This is a genomic window from Aequorivita soesokkakensis, assembly GCF_001641085.1.
GTDB lineage: Bacteria > Bacteroidota > Bacteroidia > Flavobacteriales > Flavobacteriaceae > Aequorivita > Aequorivita soesokkakensis.
Genome location: NZ_LXIE01000010.1, coordinates 128082 through 150658, shown reverse-complemented (window position 1 = coordinate 150658; position 22577 = coordinate 128082). Strand labels below are relative to the sequence as shown.

At 38.8% G+C, this 22577-nt stretch carries 15 protein-coding genes; all 15 read right to left on the bottom strand.

Annotated features, from left to right (window positions below; genetic code table 11):
- Positions 1 to 159: 159 nt before the first annotated feature.
- The 15 genes from A7A78_RS05715 to nrfD all read right to left on the bottom strand — a co-directional run bounded on the left by A7A78_RS05715 (position 160) and on the right by nrfD (position 22551).
- Positions 160 to 945, bottom strand: a complete 786-nt coding sequence (locus A7A78_RS05715) for an energy transducer TonB (protein WP_068761483.1) — start codon at positions 943 to 945, stop codon at positions 160 to 162.
- A 115-nt stretch (positions 946 to 1060) separates the two neighbouring features.
- On the bottom strand, positions 1061 to 1783 hold the full coding sequence (locus tag A7A78_RS05710) for an energy transducer TonB (protein ID WP_068761482.1): 723 nt from the start codon (positions 1781 to 1783) through the stop codon (positions 1061 to 1063).
- Positions 1784 to 1849: 66 nt separating this feature from the next.
- Positions 1850 to 2248: a VanZ family protein gene (locus A7A78_RS05705; protein WP_094746048.1), complete on the bottom strand. Its 399-nt coding sequence runs from the start codon at positions 2246 to 2248 to the stop codon at positions 1850 to 1852.
- A complete protein-coding gene (gcvH, locus tag A7A78_RS05700) occupies positions 2214 to 2594 on the bottom strand; it encodes a glycine cleavage system protein GcvH (RefSeq protein WP_068761480.1) in 381 nt (126 codons plus the stop codon). The genes A7A78_RS05705 and gcvH overlap by 35 nt, the downstream gene beginning before the upstream one ends.
- Before the next feature lie 21 nt (positions 2595 to 2615).
- Complete coding sequence (gene sov / locus A7A78_RS05695; RefSeq protein ID WP_423190698.1) at positions 2616 to 9890, bottom strand: T9SS outer membrane translocon Sov/SprA; 7275 nt, start codon at positions 9888 to 9890, stop codon at positions 2616 to 2618.
- 3 nt (positions 9891 to 9893) lie between these two features.
- Positions 9894 to 10475 (bottom strand): Holliday junction branch migration protein RuvA, encoded by a 582-nt coding sequence (gene ruvA / locus A7A78_RS05690; protein ID WP_068761479.1) that lies wholly within the window; start codon positions 10473 to 10475, stop codon positions 9894 to 9896.
- A gap of 93 nt (positions 10476 to 10568) precedes the next feature.
- Positions 10569 to 12863: an NADP-dependent malic enzyme gene (locus A7A78_RS05685; protein ID WP_068761478.1), complete on the bottom strand. Its 2295-nt coding sequence runs from the start codon at positions 12861 to 12863 to the stop codon at positions 10569 to 10571.
- A gap of 95 nt (positions 12864 to 12958) precedes the next feature.
- Positions 12959 to 13885 (bottom strand): tRNA epoxyqueuosine(34) reductase QueG, encoded by a 927-nt coding sequence (gene queG, locus A7A78_RS05680; protein ID WP_068761477.1) that lies wholly within the window; start codon positions 13883 to 13885, stop codon positions 12959 to 12961.
- 65 nt (positions 13886 to 13950) lie between these two features.
- Positions 13951 to 14973 (bottom strand): Holliday junction branch migration DNA helicase RuvB, encoded by a 1023-nt coding sequence (ruvB, locus tag A7A78_RS05675; RefSeq protein ID WP_068761476.1) that lies wholly within the window; start codon positions 14971 to 14973, stop codon positions 13951 to 13953.
- A gap of 223 nt (positions 14974 to 15196) precedes the next feature.
- On the bottom strand, positions 15197 to 17029 hold the full coding sequence (locus A7A78_RS05670) for a cytochrome c oxidase subunit I (protein WP_068761475.1): 1833 nt from the start codon (positions 17027 to 17029) through the stop codon (positions 15197 to 15199).
- A gap of 27 nt (positions 17030 to 17056) precedes the next feature.
- Positions 17057 to 18118 carry a cytochrome c oxidase subunit II gene (locus A7A78_RS05665; protein ID WP_068761474.1) on the bottom strand — a complete coding sequence of 354 codons (1062 nt, stop codon included), beginning with the start codon at positions 18116 to 18118 and terminating at the stop codon, positions 17057 to 17059.
- A gap of 28 nt (positions 18119 to 18146) precedes the next feature.
- Positions 18147 to 19520, bottom strand: a complete 1374-nt coding sequence (locus A7A78_RS05660; protein ID WP_068761473.1) for a quinol:cytochrome C oxidoreductase — start codon at positions 19518 to 19520, stop codon at positions 18147 to 18149.
- Positions 19521 to 19545: 25 nt separating this feature from the next.
- A complete protein-coding gene (locus A7A78_RS05655) occupies positions 19546 to 20211 on the bottom strand; it encodes a c-type cytochrome (protein WP_068761472.1) in 666 nt (221 codons plus the stop codon).
- A gap of 1 nt (position 20212) precedes the next feature.
- Positions 20213 to 20749, bottom strand: coding sequence for a DUF3341 domain-containing protein (locus A7A78_RS05650; protein WP_068761471.1), 537 nt, complete (start codon positions 20747 to 20749; stop codon positions 20213 to 20215).
- 2 nt (positions 20750 to 20751) lie between these two features.
- The gene (gene nrfD / locus A7A78_RS05645) at positions 20752 to 22551 is read right to left on the bottom strand and encodes an NrfD/PsrC family molybdoenzyme membrane anchor subunit (protein ID WP_094746047.1); all 1800 of its coding nucleotides are present in this window, start codon (positions 22549 to 22551) and stop codon (positions 20752 to 20754) included.
- Positions 22552 to 22577: the final 26 nt, after the last annotated feature.

Genomic DNA, 22577 nt, shown 5'->3' with positions numbered 1-22577 from the left:
GAATGATGCTATTGAAAAACAAAAAATAGAAAGGAAGATAAGCTGCTTCATTTGTGTTTGCTCGTTTAAACCCGAAAGATACAGTTTTTTTGCAATGACCGGTTTCAAAAAAAGCCCCCTTTTTTAAAGGAGGCTTTTCACATTTATATTTGAAATCTTTTATTGGATTTTAAAAGTAATTGGAACAGTATAAAGCACGTCCACATTCCTGTCACCTTGTTTTCCGGGTTTCATTGTTGGTAAATTATTTATGACCCTCTGTGCTTCTTTCTTTAAATTGGCGTTGTGTGAATTCGCAACAACATCAGTAACAAACCCATTAGAGTCAATTTTAAAGTTTACATAAATTCTATGTGTTTCGTTTGAATTTAAATTTTCAAGTAATTCTGTTCTAAAGTTTTTATTTATGAACGAATTTATTTTTGAAGACATACACTCAATTTTTTCAGCATTGGTTCCCATAGCATCACAACCAGGAAATACAGGAGCAAACTCAACATTTGCCATGAAAATTGGAGTATTGGCGGGTTTTAGATCGACCGGAGGTGCTTCTGGAGTTATTGGTGCATCAATTACAGGATTATCTGTATTTGCTGCAATGGGGGTTTCAACATCTGGATCGGTATTTGGCTTAACATCAAACACACTGCTTTTCACTGGCTTTTGAACCTGTACTTGCTTATCTGCAGGTTTCTTAACAGGTTCAGCTGGTTTTGGCTTGTCAACATCTAGAACATAATCAATCATTGCTGGTTCGGTTATAGGATCAGAAATTATATGATTGACCGCCACCGACCTAACTTCAAAATTGGTTTGCATTATGAAAAAAACAATAAGCAAACTAGCTATAACTCCTACTTGAAAAAATAGACGGGAGTTCCATTTTATATTTGTCTGCTTTTTTAGCTGTCTTTTGTTTCGGGCATTTTCTACAGTTGTTTTCATAATTACGAGATTTAAAGGTTAATACTTTAATTAATAACAACTGTTATGCCAAAAAACAAGAACCCCCGTCATTGCTGATGCAAAGACGGGGGTTCAAAATAATTCTATATTTTATTTACTGAATGTCAAACACAATTGGAAGTGAATAAAGTACCCCAACTGGTTTTCCACGTTGTTTTCCGGGAGTCATATTTGGGAGTGACTGCACAACTTCAACGGCTTCTTTTTCAAGTCTGGGGTGTGGAGCTCTAGCCCGCACGTCAACAACTTTTCCGTTTTTGTCAATTTTAAACTGAACAGCAATACGTTGTCTACCTTCAAGACCAAGATCTGATGCTAGGTCGCTATTGAATTTCTTGTTAATGAATTCGCTAATTTTAGAAGACATACATTTCTTTTTAGCGTCATTTCCGCTTTCTTTTTCACAGCCAGGATAAATTGGCACATTTTCAATTACGGCAAATGGAACGTCTGCAATTTCTTCTTCAACAACTTCTTCTTTAATCTCCTTAACTTCAACAATTTTTGCTTCTTGTTTTGCTTCGGTAGATTCTATAATAGTTTCTTCCACTTCATCTTCGTCTTCCATCACCTCAATTACTTCAGGAGCTGGTGGCGGTGGCGGCGGCGGCGGTGGCGGTGTTACTGGTTGTGTAATTGGGATTACTTCTTCAAGATCATCACCAACGTCAATCTTTCCGAAGTCATTATCAGATTTATCGTAAGATTTCCATTCAATTGCCTGCCATGCAAGAAAAAGCATAACAACCATTCCAAGTTGAAAGAACAGCATGCTTCTGCGGCTCACGTCTGATTTTGGATTTTTTTTGGGTTCCATAATAGTGGGTTTAACTTGTTGCTAAAATATAGAAATTATCATTCAATTTAAAACTTAATCGAAATTTTAAAAATTAAATTTATGTTTTATGCTTTTGAAAAAAAAGATTCCAAGCAATGAGCCTATAAAATTTGCAGCTATATCAATAATATCTGCACTTCTAGAAACTGTGAATAGACCTTGTAATATCTCAATTATTATGCCATAAAACAGCACTGAAAGAAGCAGAAGCAAGATCCATTTATTTTCAAGATGGAAGTTCTTTTTTCTGTAAAAATAGAGCATCCATATATTTATCAAAATAAAATATATTAAAATATGAACTATTTTATCTACAGCAGAAATTTGAATTTCTGGCAATTCGGGGCTAGGTATAAAAAAAAGAACCGATATAGTTAAACTGTATAATACCGCAATAAGCAAGAGGGTTTTATCCCCCAATAAGCGTTTTATATGCGGCATCATCCAAAAGTTCAGCTATTTCATCTGCGTTTGAGAATTTTATTTTTATCATCCAGCCTTTCCCGTAAGGGTCTGTATTTACTTTTTCCGGTTCAGATTCAAGACTGTCGTTAAATTCAACAATCTCGCCCGAAAGTGGTAAAAACAATTCTGAAACTGTTTTTACAGCTTCTACGGTTCCAAATTCCGCTCCTCTTTCCAAGGTTTCCCCAACGGTTTCAACTTCAACATAAACAATATCACCAAGTTCTCCTTGGGCAAAATCAGTAACACCTACTGTTGCGGTGTCGCCTTCAATTTTAACCCATTCGTGGTCTTCAGTGTATTTTAAATTAGCTGGTATATTCATAAATAAAATAAATTAAAGTTTTTAGTTTCCAAAGTTATATCTCAATGTAAAGCCACTTCGTATGGTCGTCTGTGGGAAGGCCGTTGAAATTGCATATTTAGAGAATGAATGATCATAATAGAACAAGGCAGTTAGGTTTTTGCTCAATGCATAGTCAATAGACAATTGGGCGCCATAAATGGTTTGCCCCGCTGTAGTTTGATTGTTGTTAATATCAAGATATCTAATAATTGTTATGTTATCTCTTCTTGACAAATCTACCTTAAAGTTCAAATCGCTTTTCAATACTGATTTTTTACCTCCAAAATTAGTGGCGATACGTAGGTCTTTAATACGGTAACCAAGCCCAATTATATATTCGTTTCCTTTAATTTCAGTCAATAGATTATTTGCGAAACTTAATGACAACGCTCTGTCCTTACGCATTTCAGCAAGTATTTTTACTGAATTGTTCATTTCAAAATCTATACGAACCAAAGGCGAAAACTGTTCGGTTAAGTTTACGTTTGTCAATAAGGTTTTAACCTTAAAATTCCCTGCTTGATCCACTGCTTCCGGATCATTTGAATCATAATCCAAATTAGATTGGAATTGATTCACGGTATAGCTAGCTCTATAGCCATGGGTTAGGGAGAAACGCTTAAAGTTTTTCTTAAACCATCCAATTTTCATCAAACCTGTATATTTAATGTCCCAGTTTGGAAGCGGGATATCTCTCAAAATACCTGTTTTCTCATTTGAGGCATTGCTCCCTTTATAGGCTGAAAGGAAAGAAGGCAACAATACATCTTGACTATTTCTTCCAAAACCAACTGGATATCCATCTGCATCCCGCGGAATAGGTCTGCCTTGATAATGTTCTTCCGCAAGTCTGTTGGCGATTGTTAAACGGTTGCTTCTAAAATCATCAAAAGCAGCAGAACTATTTTCATCACTTGCACTAAAAGCAGTTTTGATCAATACTGTAGAAATATTGAAGTTTCCATAAGTGTTTGGCGTCAAAGATTGATATAATCCATCCTGCACAATATAATTCTCAGCATAATTTTCTGAGTAAATTCTGCTTCCGTTTACATCTATTGTCAAATCATTAATTGGTTCCAAGTTAGCTTGAATGTCCATTTGACGACTCTCAACTTCAGTATACTGTTCGTTAAATTCCGGATACAATGTCAACCAGCCTTTTCGCGCAGCCAATTCCCTAATTTCTGCTTGGCTACCAAAAACGAAACCTGTTGTTGGCTTCAACGTTCCAATAAATCCAATAGATGGTAAATATCCAGGCAAGAAAATACCGTTATTTTCTTGATAGTTAAACTGGATTTTCTTCAGCATAGTTGCAAAACCAATAGCCGTGTTTAAAGCTTTATCGCCTGCATTTAACCCTCCTGCCTCATTACCGGCACCATTTCCAAGAACGCTTGGCGAACCAGTTTTTCCGTTTGAAAGCGCTCCGTTCTTTTCTTCAAGTTTACTTTCTCTTGCAGCTTTACCTTCATTACCCGCTCCTTTTTCCTCACCTTTGCTATCACCAGCTCCTTCGCCTCCAGCAGATTTTTTAGGCTTGCTCTTTTTAATTTTTGTAAGCCCGATGTAACGATAAAAACCGTTCATATCTATACTGGAGTTGATTTGGTGCGTGCTGGCATTCTGAATGGAATTACCCAAATTATAGGTGTTTGTGGTTCCATCACTCAACTGAATGGGAATATCGTTGAAAAGATCACTGCTCGCCTGCCATTGATAGTCTCCAGTATAGGAATAGGTGGCCCTAATAAATTTCAGAAAAGGAACCTTGCTGAATGGTAAATCGTAATTAACCTGCAGCGATTGAAAATGCTGATTTGGACTTCCAACATCAAAGAAACCATCCCATACACCTATTTCATTGTTAACAAAACCATCATCATCCAAATAATTGTTTACAATCATATTATTTGAAGAAGTAAAATTGAAACGCAATGATTTTGTCAAGTTATGGTTGATGGTGTATTGCCAATCAAAAAGGAAGTTTCGTTGATACAATGTTGGAAGGCCTATATTACCTTGTAGCAAATCAAGTTCCCTAAATTTTTGCTCATTGTATTGGCGGGTAATATTCGAGCTAACCGAAATATTTGTCGGTAAGTAATTAAAGTTAAAATCCTTAAGCAATTGCCAGTATTTTCCTGTAAATAATGAATCGTTCTTTTTGAAAGGTTCAATAGGCTTTGCAGTAAAGTTATAATTATAGGTTGCTCCCGCGCGGACATTTTGTTCCAAAGCATCTTCAACCTCAAAATCGTGATGGTCTGTTTGGTTATAGGAGAACGAGCCCGTGAAATTTTCAATATCATAAACCTTCGGCTTGCTTTCTCCCGTGCGTTCCTTTCGGACTCCAATGAAGTTTACACTTTGGCGCTTGGTATAATCTACAGCCTGCTCCTTTATTCTATCCTTTTCAGCCGAATCTTCGGTATTGTCCAATCTTGTATCAAGCTCAATATCTTGGAATTCAGGATCGTATTGTGGGGTTATCAATTCTTCGGAACGGCCATAATTAAACGGCAATTGTATTCCCCATTTCTTTGGCATTAATTGACCGAGGTTAACGTTTGTAACCACATCATACTGCTGCAAATCTTCACGGCTTCTCTGGTTAGGGCCTTGTTCTATGGAACCAAAACCAATAGTGCTTCTTTTTCCTGTGGCACTAACGGTTGCGAAATCTGCAATATTAGCGTCCATGCTTACAACTGCAGCCCAACCACCTTGGTTTTTAAGCTCAGACATTCTAAGTTCATTGAACCAAACTTCTCCGCACAAATTGTCGTTTGTACTATTTCGAACCCCTAGCATAATGGTTCTAACATTACCAAAACTTGGATTTCCTTTTATACCAATTCTCAATTCATTTTCGCCATTTGTGCTTCCGCCGTCAAGTTCAGATTGGCTGAAGAAATTCACTTCTGTTGGATCAAAACCTGAATCACCCAATACCCTTGTTTTAACTTGTTGCAGCAATTCCAAAGGAAGGTTCAATCTGTTTGCGAGCGGCCAAATTTCCTCAGCACTTCGAGCACCAAAATTGGTCGGGTTTAACGGTATTTGAACTTCATAATAGTTATTGGTAAGGTCATTACCCAAACGGATAAATGCCACCAATTGTCCATCTGAAAGTGGCGTTGGGTTGCTGTCATTTATAAGGGATTCTGCGTGGATGAACATTTCCAGGTTTTTGTATTGGCGCATATCCACGTTGAAATTTTTATAAACAGAACGTCCGTCATTTGGTTCCAATCCACAAACGCGCAATGAAAGTGATTGTTCATTCTCGCGAATAATATTGTTGTTGTTGTTTAATTCCTCTCGCACTAGTCCTGGAGGAAGTACATACGGAATAGGCTCACGATTTTCATTTTCTTCTATGCTTACAGATTGTACTTCAAAAAGTGTGTCATCGTTTGCAGGATCCTCAAATGTTACATCATCCAAAGTTTGCTGAAATCTTCTGTAATCGCCACGAACCAATTCCATGGTTCCGAAACGCAATACCGTATTCTGTGAAAATTGTGAAAGGAACATTCGCATAAAGCGGATGGATCTGTAATCTGAAATACCGTTAACAGCTTGGTCTGGCTTGCTAATTGGAATTTTAAACTGAATCCAACGAACGGGAATTACGTTATTGTCTTGGGTGGTTATATCCAGTTCTTTAATGTCTGAAATATAATCATTGTTCTCCCTGTTCATTCCCGGAAACATTGGAACGTTGTATTCAAAATAGCTTTCTATGGTATTCATCGTGTTGTCACGATTTATATCTTCCACATCGGGCTGTGTGGTGCTTCCACGGTTTGTATTTGTAACTTCTACTGGCGAATTTCCTTGGGTTCCGTTGTATTTCAAATAGCGATCCAGCACGGTTCCTTCTGCTTGCAAAAAGTATTGATAGTCATCATTTGCAGGATCTGGAAGACCTCCAAAAGTTGGGAATTTTGCTGCTTCCTGTCCATTGTTCAAACCATCAAAACCGATATCTTGATTGGTTCGTTCTTGCCCTTCAGAATCAAAAGTATAAACCAGAGATTGATTGCTCGGAACTTTACCCCACGCGGTGTTGGTAGTATTACCATCACCTCCATCTTTCGGCAATCCATTTTCGTATTGCTTTCTTCCGTCTTTCAACACATCTTCAGAAATGCTTCCAAGGTTAAAATTTAATACACCTCCTGGGTTTCCATTGTTTTCATCGTAAATGAAGGGATCCATTACCCAAAACTGAATGTATTCCACATTTGATTTTTCAAAATCTGTTGTGGTAAGCTGTCGCATAATTCCACCAAAACGGTTTTCCGGATTTGGAAGGGTATTGGTTCCAGCTGCTTCGGGGTTGTAATTATATTCTCCTCGAATACCTGGATAATAAGCCAAATCTAATGTAAATAAAGCCTGTGTTTGCCCTTGGATAATGTCTTGGTTCGGAAAAATTTCGTCCCTAAAAACGCGTCGTGTAAATGGTGAAGAAAGATCTTCATCATTAATTCCGTCGGGACGCTGGCTGCTGTAGAAAATTGGATCAATAGTGTACCAAGCAAGTTTTGCACGGTTATAATTATATCCTAAGTTATCATTGGCCAATTCGCCACCATAGCCAATAGGCACACTGGACAAAGACCAGCTGGAAGGAGTGCTGATGTCATTTCCGGTTTGTGATGCTTCAAAATCATCAACATATGCTGTTGTTTTTCCGTTGAAATCTGAAACTTTTGGCGCACCGGGTTTCAAATATGCAAATTCACCCCGTAAAGAAATATTTGATTCTACATCGGTATCAATGTTTGGCAAATGGTTTACCATTCTTGTTAGAAAGGGAACTTCGGTTGAATAATTTACGTTTATCCCAAAAATAGTATTGTTAATTGGCTCAGCCCCGTAAGAGGATTTTTGCGTCAATGGGCGTTCATTAAGATTTAAATAGGTTGCACCCACAAGAAATTTATCACTGAATTTGTGCTCAACATTTAAGCCTGTAAAACGTTTGCTTTGCTGACCGAAAAGTGAATTGTTTTCAGTACTCACCGAAATTGGAATGTTACTATTCAACAATGAAGGATCTAAAATTTGAACCCTTCCCAATTGATAGTTAACGGTATAATCCACGCCTTCCACCAAAGTTCTTCCTCCGGCAGTTACCGTAACCGAACCCTGCGGAATGTTGAAGGCGCCAATAGGAATACCATCTGCACCGGTGGATTTGTAACTTCCTTTTAACTGAAATTTATTTTTCTCGCTTTCTTGCTGCTCTGCCTGCGTTTTGGTTCCGGAATAAAGCGTTCTAAAAACGTATTTGTCTTGGTTCGCGTTATAGGTTTCCGGCATACTATAGTTTGCTGGCACTGAAGGAACGTCCAGTTTGTCAAACAAATGCTTTCCGAAAGGTTCCACGGTTGTGAAAATAATTCGTCCATTTTGCGCATCAACAGTTACTCCCTGGAGAAAATCGAAGAAACCATCTCCTCCCTGTTGTGGATCATTGTTAAAGTTCAGCCTGTCTAAATTAAAAACTTTTAGAAGAATTTGATCCTTTACATCATCCGGCAAATCTACCGCTGGATGACCAACAGATCCTTGGGCTTCTTTAATATAATTTAGAGGTGAAGGGTCTGTATAAAGAATATTCATCTTGAAATCTTCTTTTTCAAGTTGGTATGCCCCAATTGGGTAGATGTTCTTCATCATCAAGTCCCAGATTGGTTCCTGAACATTGGTAATGCTGCTTTTTAAAAGTTTTACAACGAGGTTCTGCGCAAGGCCCACTTCCTGTCCGGGAGGGTTTGTTCCACCACCGGGTTGCATTCCACCGTTTGCCTCAACACCGTCATTTGAAAATTCACCCACTTGATAAACTTTTCCATTAACCGTAAACTGATATGAAACAGCTAAAACTTCATCATTATTCAATTTTTGGTTTAAGGATATATAACCCAACTGTGAATTAAAAGTATATTCACCGCCATCCAATCTTCTTGCATTTTCCAGAGTAACGTAATCTACCCCTTCACTTACCTGTACGCCCGTAAAACCTTGACGCACGGTTGCTACATCACGAATTGCCGGATTCAAAATAGTTTGCACGCCCGCCCTGTCAATTCCAAAAGGGTTAAAATCGTTGTTTGCGTTATCAGGGTAAGCATTTCTTGCGGCATTTATAAAACCTCCCGGAGGTACATTAAGACCAATATTCAATGGATCAGATTCTCCTATATCCTGCAAAGCCACAATGTTACGAACGTTTTCGGTACGGCTGGTGCGATTGGTAATCCAAACTTCCATTCGGGTAATCTGCACGTTACTGTTTATGAAAGGATATTGTTGCAAAGCACGGTCGTAATTATCCCTAAAATAATGCCCTAAAAAGAAGTGGCGATTATCGTCATAATCTAAAGCGAAAAGTTCAAAATCTGTAATAGTTGCACCGCCTTCAGCGGTAACGGTTCGGGTTTCCGATTTTTGTTCAGAGAAAACTCCCGTGATAGTTGTCTTTCCAAACTGAAGTTGTGTTTTTACTCCGAAAAGGCTTTGCGCACCTTGAATTAACGAACTATTCAACGGCATACTCACGTTACCTACTTCAATTTTTTGGATAATGTCGTCTTCCGTTGGCGTGTATTCCAACTTTATTTGATTCTGGAAATCGAAGGTACTTTCAGTATCGTAGTTAGCGGTAACCTGAAGCCTGGTTCCAACTTTTGCCAACAGGCTTAAACTGATTCTTTGGTCAAAATCAAAAGAAAAGTTGCTTCTATTTCGTGGCGAATATTGCGGATTGTCCTGTTTTGTATATAATAACCCAAGGTCCATTTCCACGGAACCTTGCGGGATTACTTCAATGGTGTTTCCTCCGAAAATGGATTCAAAGAAGTTTGAATTCACATAAAAAGTTGGCAGTAGGTTTTTTTGTTGTTCTTCAGAACCTTCCTTTCTACCATCAGCAGCGTCTATTTTTTCTTTAAAATAGGCCTTCATCTGCTCCTCTTGAATCATTCTCTGGTATTCCTGGGGAGTAAGAATTATTGGGTAAGTAATGTTGAAACTACCCAAAGTCTGTGTATAAATATATCTGTCGGTTATGGGATCGTAGGTATAAAGATCCTGAATACTGACGGGAGTGGGTAAATCCATTCTTCCCATTTCACTCCCTAAAGCCGTGGTGTCGGGGTCTTGCGCCAGCGAAGCATTGCTGAACATTATGAAACCTACTATTGCTAAAAGCTTGAAAAAGCTAACCTTGTAAACGTAATTTTTTGCCTTCAAATTTTACAAATTTTTTAAAGCTTGTTTAATAATCATTTCTACCGAAGCCTGCGGATTTTCCTGAACAATCTTATCACAGATCTTTTCTGCCAATTTTCTGTTAAAACCTAATGTCTCCAAAGCAGATAACGCTTCATTTTTGTTCGTATTGCTCGATCCGATAGAAATAGACGACAAACCGTATACTTTTAAAATCTTATCTTTTAAATCCAAAACCACGCGCTGTGCAGTCTTGGCTCCTATTCCTTTTACTGATTGTATTGTTGCAATATCGTTCTGCGAGATGGCATCCAGCACTTGCTCTGGCGCGAGGGATGACAGCATCGTTCGTGCAATGCTTGCTCCCACTCCGGAAACGCTAATCAACAATCTAAATATTTCACGTTCCGCAACACTCGAAAATCCGTACAAAATATGGGCATCTTCCCTTACGAGTAAATGGGTGAACAGTTTAACATTTTCACTGGAGGGGAGTTCGGAAAATGTGTGCAACGAGATATTGATAAAGTACCCTACTCCATTGCAATCTATCACTACATCTGTCGGGTTTTTTTCAACCAGTCTGCCCTGTATATGGGTTATCATGTGTTAACGAAAACTTAAAGGCTCAAATATAGTATAATTATTTACAACAGCCATTGGGGTTTTTGTGAAAATGTTGGGGGAAATAGAGTGGTTTCACTTTGTTCCTTGCTCCCGTATCCGTTTCTCCTTTTGCTGTGCATCTACAACTGCTACGGCGCTCATATTTACAATCTCTTCCACGCTGGCACCCAATTGTAGAATATGCACAGGTTTACGCATCCCTAACATAATTGGGCCTATGGACTCCACGCCATTCAGCTCTTTCAGCAATTTGTAATTACTGTTTGCGGAATCAAGATTTGGAAAAATAAGCGCGTTCACTTTTTTGCCCGCCAATTTTGAAAATGGAAATTTCTTTTGAAGTAATTCTGGGTTCAATGCAAAATCCGTTTGCAGTTCGCCATCCACTATCATATCTGGATTGCTTTTGTGAAGCAAATCTACAGCTTCCCGTACTTTCGTTGCATGCGGATCTTTTGAAGAGCCAAAGTTGGCATAGCTAATCATTGCAATAACAGGTTGCAAGCCGAACATTTTCATGGTATAGTTCGTCATTTGTGCAATCTTCGCAAGCTCTTTCGCAGTTGGGTCAATGTTTATGGAAGTGTCTGAAAAAAACAAAGGCCCCCTTTTAGTAAGCATAAGGTTTGTTGTAGCAACTTTCGTTACGCCTTCAAATCTGCCAACAGTTTCAAAAACAGGGACCACCACTGAAGGATAAGAACGGGCGTAGCCTGAAATCATACAATCCACATCGCCTTCGCTGAGCATCATACCTGCAAAATAGTTTCGTTCACGAACCAATTTTTCTGCAGTATAAAGTGAAATACCACTCCTTCTTCTTTTCTCCCAAAGTTTTTGGGCATAATGTTGAAGTTTATCTGCCTGTTCGTCGCTTTTTGGATCAATGATTTCAATTTTGGCATCAAAATCAATCTGCTCCATCAATTCGAGGATGATTTCTTTTCTTCCCAATAAAACTGGCGTTCCAATTCCTTCTTCATAAACAATCTGGGCTGCTTTCAAAACATCCAAATGATCTGCCTCCGCGAAAACAATACGTTTTGGGTTCAACTTTGCACGGTTCACCAATAAACGAACAATTTTGTTATCGCTGCCCATGCGTTCGTAAAGTTCATCTTGGTATTTTTCCCAATCAGTGATTTCAGTTGTTGCAACACCGCTTTCCATAGCTGCTTTTGCAACGGCGGGAGGAACGGCGGCAATCAAACGTGGGTCAAAAGGTTTTGGAATTATATAATCTTTTCCAAAGGCAAGTTTTGTTTCGCCATAGGCAATGTTTACCTGTTCCGGAACTGGTTCTTTCGCCAATTCGGCCAAAGCTTTTACGGCAGCCATTTTCATAGCTTCGTTGATTTTTGTAGCGCGAACGTCCAATGCCCCGCGGAAAATAAAAGGGAATCCAAGAACGTTATTCACTTGGTTGGGATGATCGCTTCGTCCCGTAGCCATAATGATATCTTTACGTGTTTTTACGGCTAAATCATATTCAATTTCAGGATCTGGATTTGCCATTGCGAAAACAATGGGATTTGGCGCCATGCTTTTTAACATTTCTGGCGTAACTATATCTTTTACCGAAAGGCCTACAAACACATCGGCATCTTTCATGGCTTCATCCAAAGTGTCAATTTTTCTATGGGAAGCAAATTCTGCTTTTTCATCAGAAAGGCTTTCGCGGTCTTTCCTGATAACTCCTTTACTGTCCAGCATCACAATATTCTCAGACTTTGCTCCGAATGCTTTGTAAAGTCTTGTGCATGAAACTGCTGCCGCACCAGCACCACTAATTACAATTTTAACTTCTTCAATCTTTTTTTCTGCGATCTCCAAAGCATTTATTAAGGCTGCTGCGGAAATTATTGCTGTACCATGCTGGTCATCGTGCATTACGGGGATATCCAATTCCTCTTTTAGCCTTCTTTCAATTTCGAAAGCTTCGGGAGCTTTTATGTCCTCAAGATTAATTCCGCCAAAAGTTGGTGCAATGTTTTTTACTGTTGCAACAAATTCATCTATATTCTCAGTATTTATTTCAATATCAAAAACATCAATATCAGCAAATATTTTAAAAAGTAAACCTTTGCCTTCCATTACAGGCTTTGAAGCCTCTGGACCAATGTTTCCCAATCCTAAAACTGCCGTTCCGTTTGAGATTACAGCCACAAGATTTCCTTTGTTTGTATATTTATAAACGTTATTTGTCTCCTTTTGAATTTCGAGACAAGGTTCTGCAACACCAGGCGAATATGCCAAAGAGAGATCACGTTGGGTTGAATAACTTTTTGTGGGAACCACCTGAATTTTACCAGGCTTTGGTTTTGCATGATATAAAAGGGCTTCGCGACGTCTGCTTTGTTTGCTCATAGTATAGATCTATTGATTCAATTGTGTTTCTTTAAGAATACATCAACGTAACCAACAAAGGTAAAAGGTTATCTTAAAAGAAGAAATTTTAATTCTTAATCTTTCACGAAGTTTATATTACGCTTCAATCCGGAAAATTTGGTACGATTTACCGCACTGTTTTTAAATATTTTCTGAAAAACGTCTTCAGTTATTTCTTCCCAATCTTTTTTGGTCATTGAGAGGAGTTCAGGATTTGGGTTGAAAAGTGGTTCATTATGCGGTTTGCTGAAACGGTTCCAAGGACAAACATCTTGACAAATATCGCAGCCAAACATCCAATCTTCAAAGTTTCCTTTTTGCGAAGTTGGAATTTCGTTTTTCAACTCAATTGTAAAATAGGAAATACATTTACTGCCATCTACAACTTTATCTGCAACAATAGCATTTGTGGGGCAAGCGTCTATACAGGCCGTGCAACTTCCGCAATGGTCGGTTACGGGAGTATCGTATTCCAAATCAAGATCCACAATTAATTCCGCAATAAAATAGAAAGATCCTAATTGTTTTGTAAGTAAATTGCTGTGTTTGCCAATCCAGCCCAAACCGCTTTTTGCAGCCCAAGCTTTGTCCAAAACTGGAGCAGAATCTACAAACGCTCGGCCGTGGACTTCACCAATTTTTTCAGAAATGAACTCCATCAACTGTTTCAATTTGTCTTTTATGACGAAATGATAATCGGTACCGTAAGCGTATTTAGAAATTTGATAGCTATCCGGATTTTGTATTTCTGAAGGAAAATAATTCAGCAACAGAGAAATAACGCTTTTTGAATCTTGAACTAAAAGTGTTGGGTCCAACCTTTTGTCAAAATGGTTTTCCATATAGGCCATTTCACCGTGCATATTTTTTTTTAACCAGGTTTCAAGTCGTGGTGCTTCTTTCTCTAAAAATTCTGCTTTGCTAATTCCGCAGGACAAAAAACCGAGGCGTTTGGCTTCGGCTTTAATTACGGCTGTATTTTTGGATTTGTTATTTATCATTGAAAGTCGCTGGGCCTAGGCTGCTCTTCAACTGTGCTCATGAACGGTTCAGCTTGGAATTTCATTTAAAAAAGTCCTCCCTGCGTTGGGCCTTTCAATTTGCCGAGATGTTTATAAGCTGCCTCGGTAACTTCACGACCACGTGGGGTTCGCATAATGAAACCTTGCTGAATTAAAAATGGCTCATAAACTTCTTCTATGGTTTCAGTACTTTCGGATACGGCGGTAGCAATAGTTGTAATACCAACAGGACCTCCTTTGAATTTTTCGATGATTGTTCGAAGAATTCTATTATCCATTTCGTCAAGACCATGAGCATCTACATGCAAAGCTTCCAATCCAAATTTTGCGATTTGGATGTCAATTTTTCCGTTTCCTTTTATCTGAGCAAAATCGCGAATTCTACGTAAAAGAGCGTTTGCAATTCTCGGTGTTCCTCGGCTTCTGCCAGCAATTTCAATAGCAGCTTCCATAGAAATAGGAACTTGTAAAATTCCTGCACTTCTTTGTAAAATTGTGGTTAGAAGCTCCGTAGTATAATATTGTAATCTTGAAGAAATTCCAAACCGGGCACGCATAGGCGCAGTTAATAAACCTGAACGCGTAGTTGCCCCAATAAGAGTAAAAGGATTTAGATTAATTTGAACCGAGCGTGCATTGGGGCCGGATTCAATCATAATATCAATTTTATAATCTTCCATTGCGGAATAGAGATACTCTTCAACAATGGGACTTAATCGATGGATTTCATCAATAAATAAAACATCTCTTTCTTCCAGATTGGTCAACAATCCAGCAAGGTCGCCAGGTTTGTCTAAAACCGGTCCTGAAGTAACCCTTATATTTACGTTAAGTTCGTTTGCAAGAATGTATGCAAGCGTAGTTTTCCCCAATCCTGGAGGACCGTGAAATAAGGTGTGATCCAATGCTTCACTGCGCAGGTTTGCAGCCTGCACAAAAATCTGAAGATTTTCCAAGGCTTGATCCTGCCCGGTAAAGTCATCAAAACTTAAGGGGCGCAATTTTTTTTCAATATCCAGTTCTTGAGGTGAAAGGTTTTCGCCCGTGGGATCAAGGTGTTCGTTCATAACACAAATATAGCAATCCTTTGGAAGCTACTTAAAAAAACAAAGCCATACTTTTCAGCATGGCTTTTGAAATAAACAGTAGATTCCTCACTTCCTACATATTATTAACTCAATAGTGTAAAGATACTGTAACCTAAGAGAATTTTTATACGTAGTACTACGGATTTATTTGTAAAAAAAACCCTCCAAAAGTGGAGGGTCTTAAATTTATGTTTTTAATGGATTAGTGGTCCATCTCGTCTTCATTATCTTGAAGCGGTACGTTCTGTGGAATGAAATCCTGCCCCGGAATCACATAATCTGTTTCGTCTTTATTTAGCTTACTGTAATCATAAGACCAACGATACACGTGTGGAATTGGGCCATCCCAGTTTCCGTGGATGTGTTTCATCTCGGCCGTCCATTCTAACGTTGTAGAATTCCAAGGGTTTTTTGGCCCTTTCTTTCCGTAGAAAATAGAGTGGAAAAAGTTGTACAAAAATATTACCTGTACACTTATTGTGATAATAGCGAATATGGTCATTACAACATTAATATCTGCTAAATCATCAAAATATGGAAAGTTTGTATTGGTGTAATATCTACGCGGTAAACCTGCCATACCCACAAAGTGCATTGGGAAGAAAATTCCGTAAGCCCCGATTGCCGTTACCCAAAAGTGAATATACCCAAGTTTTTTGTTCATCATTCTACCTTGGAACATTTTTGGGAACCAATGGTAAACTCCCGCAAGTAAGCCATAAAGTGCTGAAATACCCATTACCAAGTGAAAGTGGGCCACAACAAAATAGGTATCGTGAACATTAATATCCAAAGCGCTATCCCCAAGAATAATCCCAGTTAAACCTCCTGTAATAAAGGTAGAAACGAAGGCTATGGAAAACAGCATTGCGGTGTTCATCTGCAGATTTCCCTTCCAAAGCGTAGTAATCCAGTTAAAGGCTTTTACTGCGGAAGGAATTGCAATCAACAAGGTTGTAAAGGTAAATACAGATCCCAAGAATGGATTCATTCCTGAAATAAACATGTGGTGACCCCACACAATAGTTGAAAGGAAAGCAATAGCGAGTATGGATGCAACCATCGCTCGGTATCCAAAAATAGGTTTTCGGGAGTTTGTTGCCATTACTTCGGAAACAATACCCATTGCAGGAAGAATTACAATATAAACTTCCGGGTGGCCAAGGAACCAAAACAAGTGTTCAAAAAGAACGGGAGAACCACCTTGGTGGTGCAATACTTCTCCTGCAATATAAATATCTGAAAGGAAGAAAGACGTACCGAAACTTCTATCCATTATCAACATTAATGCAGCTGAAAACAATACAGGGAAGGAAACCACCCCAATAATTGCTGTTACGAAAAACGCCCAAATTGTTAAAGGAAGGCGTGTCATAGACATACCTTTAGTTCGAAGGTTTATTACGGTAACTATATAGTTTAGCGAACCTAATAATGACGAAGCGATGAAAATTGCGATAGAAGTCAACCATAGTGTCATCCCTGCTCCAGAGCCAGGAATAGCCTGTGGCAAAGCACTCAATGGTGGATAAATTGTCCATCCTGCAGATGCTGGTCCAGCTTCAACAAACAAAGAGAATAACATAACAACACTAGAAAGGAAGAACAACCAATAGGAAACCATGTTCAAGAAACCTGATGCCATATCGCGTGCTCCAATTTGCAGGGGAATCAATAGATTACTGAAGGTTCCGCTCAATCCAGCAGTTAAAACGAAGAAGACCATAATTGTACCGTGAATGGTAACCAACGCAAGATAAATGCTTGGGTCCATAACGCCTTCGGGAGCCCATTTTCCTAAGAAAATTTCAAAAATGGTGAATTTGTGATCTGGCCATGCCAATTGTAACCTAAACAATAAAGACATCAATATACCAATGGTACCCATAAACAAACCTGTGATAAGGTATTGTTTTGAGATCATTTTGTGATCTTGGCTAAAGATGTATTTAGTTACAAATGTTTCTTTATGATGATGCCCGTGATCGTCGTCGTGGTGATCTTCTACTGCGTGGACCTGTGCGTGTGCTGACATATCTTTTTAAGCTAAATTTTATTGGGTTTATTTGCTAAGTTGTTCTGCTAAAGTAGGTTGTTCTGCCAACCAAGCTTTATAATCTTCTTCTGATTCAACAACAATCTTCATCTGCATGTTATAGTGGCTAACTCCACAAATTTTGTTACATAGAAGAATATAATCAAATACATATGTATCCAAAGGTTCTTCCCCTGCAGCTGTTAGCGCTTTACTTTTTTCGGTTCTAATGGCATTGATTTTCGCAACCTTTTCCACTATTTTATCATTTTGTCTCATTTCCTCAGTGGTTACTACTGGAGTAAATGCAAACTGGGTAATCATCCCTGGAACGCAGTTCATCTGTGCTCTAAAGTGAGGCATATATGCTGAGTGAAGTACGTCTTGTGAGCGCATTTTGAACAATACTTTTCTTCCAACAGGAAGGTGTAGCTCTGTTACTATTTTGTCATCCTGCCCGTTTGGATCTGCAGGATCAACCCCTAATTGGTTAACACCTTCAATCAAACGAACGTTAGCTTCACCTAAGGTGTTGTCATTTCCACCGTAACGTGCTTTCCAGTTAAACTGCTGCGCGTAAAGTTCAACAATCAAAGGATCGTCGTCTTTATCAACATTCATAATATCTGTCCAAGTAAAAAGGCCATAAATAATAAGTCCTGCAAGAACGATTACGGGGATAATGGTCCAAATAAATTCCAACTTATCATTATCTGCATAGAAGGTTGCTCTTTTGTTTTTGTTTCCTCTGTAAACGAAAGCAAAATAGTGCAACAACCACTGTGTAAGAATTCCAACGAAGAAAATAACTATCATCGAAATCAACATTAGGTTGTCTATTTTAACACCGTGCTCAGATCCAGAGTCCGGTAAAAGAACATCGCCCCAAAGCCAGAATGTAACAATAGTCAAAATATACATAAAGGCGAGAAAGCCCATCATTAAATAACCCTGGGTGTTATTATCCTTATCAGATGCTATCTCACTATGGGTTGATGGCTTTACCTTTGCCAATTGGAATATCCTGTTCATTTGCCAAACAGAGATTCCGAAAAGGATGATTACTAGTATAACTAAAAATGCGGTCATCTTATAATATCTTCTTTAAACTAAATGATTAAAAATGGTAGTTTTCACTTTCTTTAATAAACGGATCATTTTTCGGTCTTAAGGATACTTTTCCAAGTCCTGCTCCCACAATAAAAATGAATAGTCCCAAAAAGAATAAAAACGCTGCTATTTCTGGAATTCCAAAGCCCCAATTGTGACCTACTGTTGAAGGCATTACCAATAGGAAAATGTCTATATAATGTCCAACTAAAATAAATACAGCCGCTATAACTACGAACCACGGAATTCTCTTATAATCGCTATTCATCAACACCAAAATCGGCATTACAAAATTAAGGATAAGCATTCCGAAAAACAATAATTTATACTCTTGTATCCTTATGATGAAGTAAGTTACTTCTTCTGGAATGTTCGCGTACCAAATAAGCATAAACTGCCCGAACCATAGATACGTCCAGAAAATACTGAATGCAAACATAAACTTCGCCAAATCGTGAAGGTGTTTATCGCTAACAAAAGGGATGTGACCTAAATTCTTCAAATGAATTGTTACCAAAGCAATCACAGTGATTGCAGAAACAAACATACTTGCAAAAATATACCAAGCAAACAGCGTACTGTACCAGTGTGGAGTCATAGACATAAACCAATCCCAAGACATTGTAGCTTCAGTAACTATAAAGAAAATAAGGAAAAGCACGGAAGCCTTGAAGTTTTTTCTATAAGGACCATAGTTGTTAGTCTCTGCTTGTGCCAGTGAATTTTTTCTTGAGAAATAACGGTACAAATTCCAACCCAAAAGATAGATAACTGCTCTAATCACAAAGAATGGAAAGTTCAAATATCCAGCCTTGCCTTGAAGAATTTTATCTCCCGCTACCAAATCGTGGTCTTGCCACGGATAAAAATGTGTTCCTGCGAAAACAACAATTAAAAATACTATTACCGAACCTGGCAATAAATAAGTTGTGATGCCTTCCATAATTCTATAAAGGACTGGTGACCAACCTGCTTGAGCAGCATACTGAATAGCATAAAAAACCAAAACCCCCAAAGCAATCATCATAAAGAAAAATGCTGCAACAAAGGTTGCTGACCATGGTCTGGTTTGTAATTGATGTAAAACATGTTCTTCGTGAGAAACGCTATGACCTTCCGCATGTGTATCGGCTGCTTGTTCCATTGCTGCTTCAGCGTAGCCTTCTTCGCCGCGAGCTTCGTCTACAAAACTTGCATCATGACCTTCATCGTGGCTTTCAACAGCATGACCTTCACCGTGATGAGCTTCCTGCTCTGCCATTATTTTTTTTACATCCTCAACTGTTTTTGGGGTTGTTAGGAAACCATAGGTTATCCCAACAAGTCCAAGAACTATAAGAATGATAGAAAACAGTTTTAATTTACTAGGTAGCGTATACATATCTTTAGCTATTCTCTTTAATTTCTTACTTATGTTCTACTTCGGAAGTGGTAACGGCTTCCATATTTTTTTCTTCTGTAACTTTCGTTGAATCGGGAGAGGTCATTGCTTTTGCCGTTTCCAACACGCCTGGTTCTCCGTTAAGCGCCGCTTTTAAATCCATTACGTGCATTGCTATTTGCCAACGTTCCTTTTCATTTGTTTGCGAAGCATAAGAGCCCATAGCATTCAGCCCGTATGTTTCAACGTGATAGATACCGCCGGGCACAATGTTTCTTCCTGCATCTGCATAGCTTGGAATACCAAGAAATTTCTCGCGTGTTGCCAATATTCCTTTTCCATCACCTTTATCACCGTGACAAACTGCACAATATATCGTGAACAAATGTGCACCTACAGCAAGGTTTTCTTCTGTTACTTCAAGTGGATTTTTCAATTCCGCTTTTGCAAGTTCCAAACCAGCAGTACTGTTTTCATATTCATAAGGTTGAAAACCGCGTGGAATGGTATTTTCCGGCGGGGTCATAGCCTCTTGTTGTCCTGGAAAAATTTCATATTCTCCATATGCGTCATAGCCTACAGGCTCATACATATTGGGAAAATACTGATAGTTAGGTTTTTTATCATTAAAACAAGAAACCATGGTTGCTGAGGCAATGATGGCAATTCCTATGTTTATAAGTGTCTTCATATTAATGGTCTTGCTCGTTTTCAATTAAACTAATCTCCGATGCGCCCGTGTCATATAAAAATTTCGTAAGCTTTTCCACATCGTGGTTGTCAGCATCCACTTCCATTAAAAAATGGTCATCTGTTGTGCGAACATCAGGATTTTCAGCTTTTTTAAATGGCCAAATCTTACTTCTCATATAAAAAGTCACAACCATTAAGTGAGCCGCAAAAAATACCGTAAGCTCAAACATAATTGGTATAAACGTTGGCATATTTTGATAGAAAGTGAAACTAGGTTTACCCCCAATGTTTTGTGGCCAGTCCTGAATCATCATATAATTCATCATCAAAACTGCGACACCCAAACCAGTAAGTCCGTATAAAAAAGAGGTGATCGCAATACGGGTGGGAGCAATACCTACAGCATGGTCTAATCCGTGTACCGGAAAAGGTGTAAACACTTCAGATATATGATAGTTTGCAGCGCGGGTCTGTTTAACGGCCTGCAACAAAAGGTCGTCATCTGTGTAAATAGCGTGTATCTTTTTTGAAGCCATAATTAGTTTTTATTTTTTAACATTAGTGCCTGTCCAGCCCAATCATCACGTTTGGCCCTTCCGGGGAAATCACTAATTATCTCGTCCAATAAATCATATTCGCGGTCGGTCATTCTGCTAACTTGTTCAAAAGTGAAAATGCCCAACTGGTGAAGTTTCATTTCCATTACTGGACCAACACCACTAATCTTTTTAAGGTCATCCTGTTTTTGAACTGCAGGGTCGAACGTACCAACACCGCTAAGTAAATTGTCTATTTTTCCTCTGTGGGCTTCAAAATCAACTTCATTGTTTTCAGTTTCCGCATCAGTTGAATCAAAAGCACTGTCAAAATGCTTGTCTTCAACATTTGCAGCAGGGCCAGCATCTGCAGGATATTCCTCTACGGTTTGCACATGGCTATGATCGTCACCGTGTTCTGCACGTAATCTTTTAAAGGATTCACCGGAAGATTTCAAAATTGTTTTTACCTCTGCCTGTGCTATCACTGGGAAAGTACGGGCGTATAATAAGAACAGTACAAAGAAGAATCCAATGGTTCCCATAAACGTCCCAATATCCACAAAAGTAGGCTGGAACATCGTCCATGATGAAGTCAATCGGTCTTTACTCAAATCGATAACAATAATATCAAAACGTTCAAACCACATTCCGATGTTAATTATAAGCGCAACGATGAAAGTCCAAACAATGTTTCTTCTCAATTTTTTCACCCAAAGTGAAAGTGGCACAATAAGGTTACAGATAATCAGCGCCCAGAATGCCCACCAGTATGGCCCTGTGGCAGCTCCAAAAGAAAGATAGGTATAGTTTTCATAAGGAACGCCGGAATACCACCCGATAAAATATTCAGTTATATAAGCCACGGTAACAATTCCACCTGTAAGCAGAATAACCTTGTTCATATATTCAATGTGAAGAACGGTGATATAAGCTTCAAGATTTGAAACTTTTCTCATAATAATCAAAAGTGTTTGCACCATCGCAAATCCAGAGAAAATTGCACCCGCAACAAAGTATGGCGGGTAAATGGTACTGTGCCATCCAGGAACTACCGATGTAGCAAAGTCAAAGGATACAATGGTGTGTACCGAAAGTACCAAAGGCGTTGCCAAACCTGCCAAAACAAGTGACACTTCTTCAAAACGTTGCCAATCTTTCACACGGCCGCTCCATCCAAAACTAAGAATGCCGTATATTTTTTTCTGAAATGGGCTTGTAGTCCTGTCGCGAATCATCGCAAAATCAGGCAATAATCCTGTCCACCAGAAAACAAGCGATACAGAAAGGTATGTTGAAATCGCGAACACGTCCCAAAGCAATGGTGAGTTGAAGTTTACCCAAAGTGATCCAAATTGGTTTGGAATTGGAAGTACCCAATATGCCAACCATGGACGCCCCATGTGAATAATAGGGAATAGTCCCGCCTGAACCACCGCAAAGATTGTCATTGCTTCCGCAGAGCGGTTAACGGCCATTCTCCATTTTTGACGGAAAAGCAATAATACCGCAGAAATAAGTGTTCCTGCGTGACCAATACCTACCCACCATACAAAGTTTGTGATATCCCAAGCCCAACCGATGGTTTTGTTCAATCCCCAAACCCCGATTCCGGTTGAGATTGTATAAATGATACAACCCAATCCCCATAAAAAGGCAACAAGGGCAATGGTAAAAACAATCCACCAAGATTTATTGGCCTTTCCTAAAACTGGAGCTCCTACATCTACACTGATGTCATGATAGGACTTTTCTCCCAGAACTAACGGCTCTCTTATAGGTGCTTCGTAGTGTGACGACATATTTAATTCTTAAATAATTGGTTCTT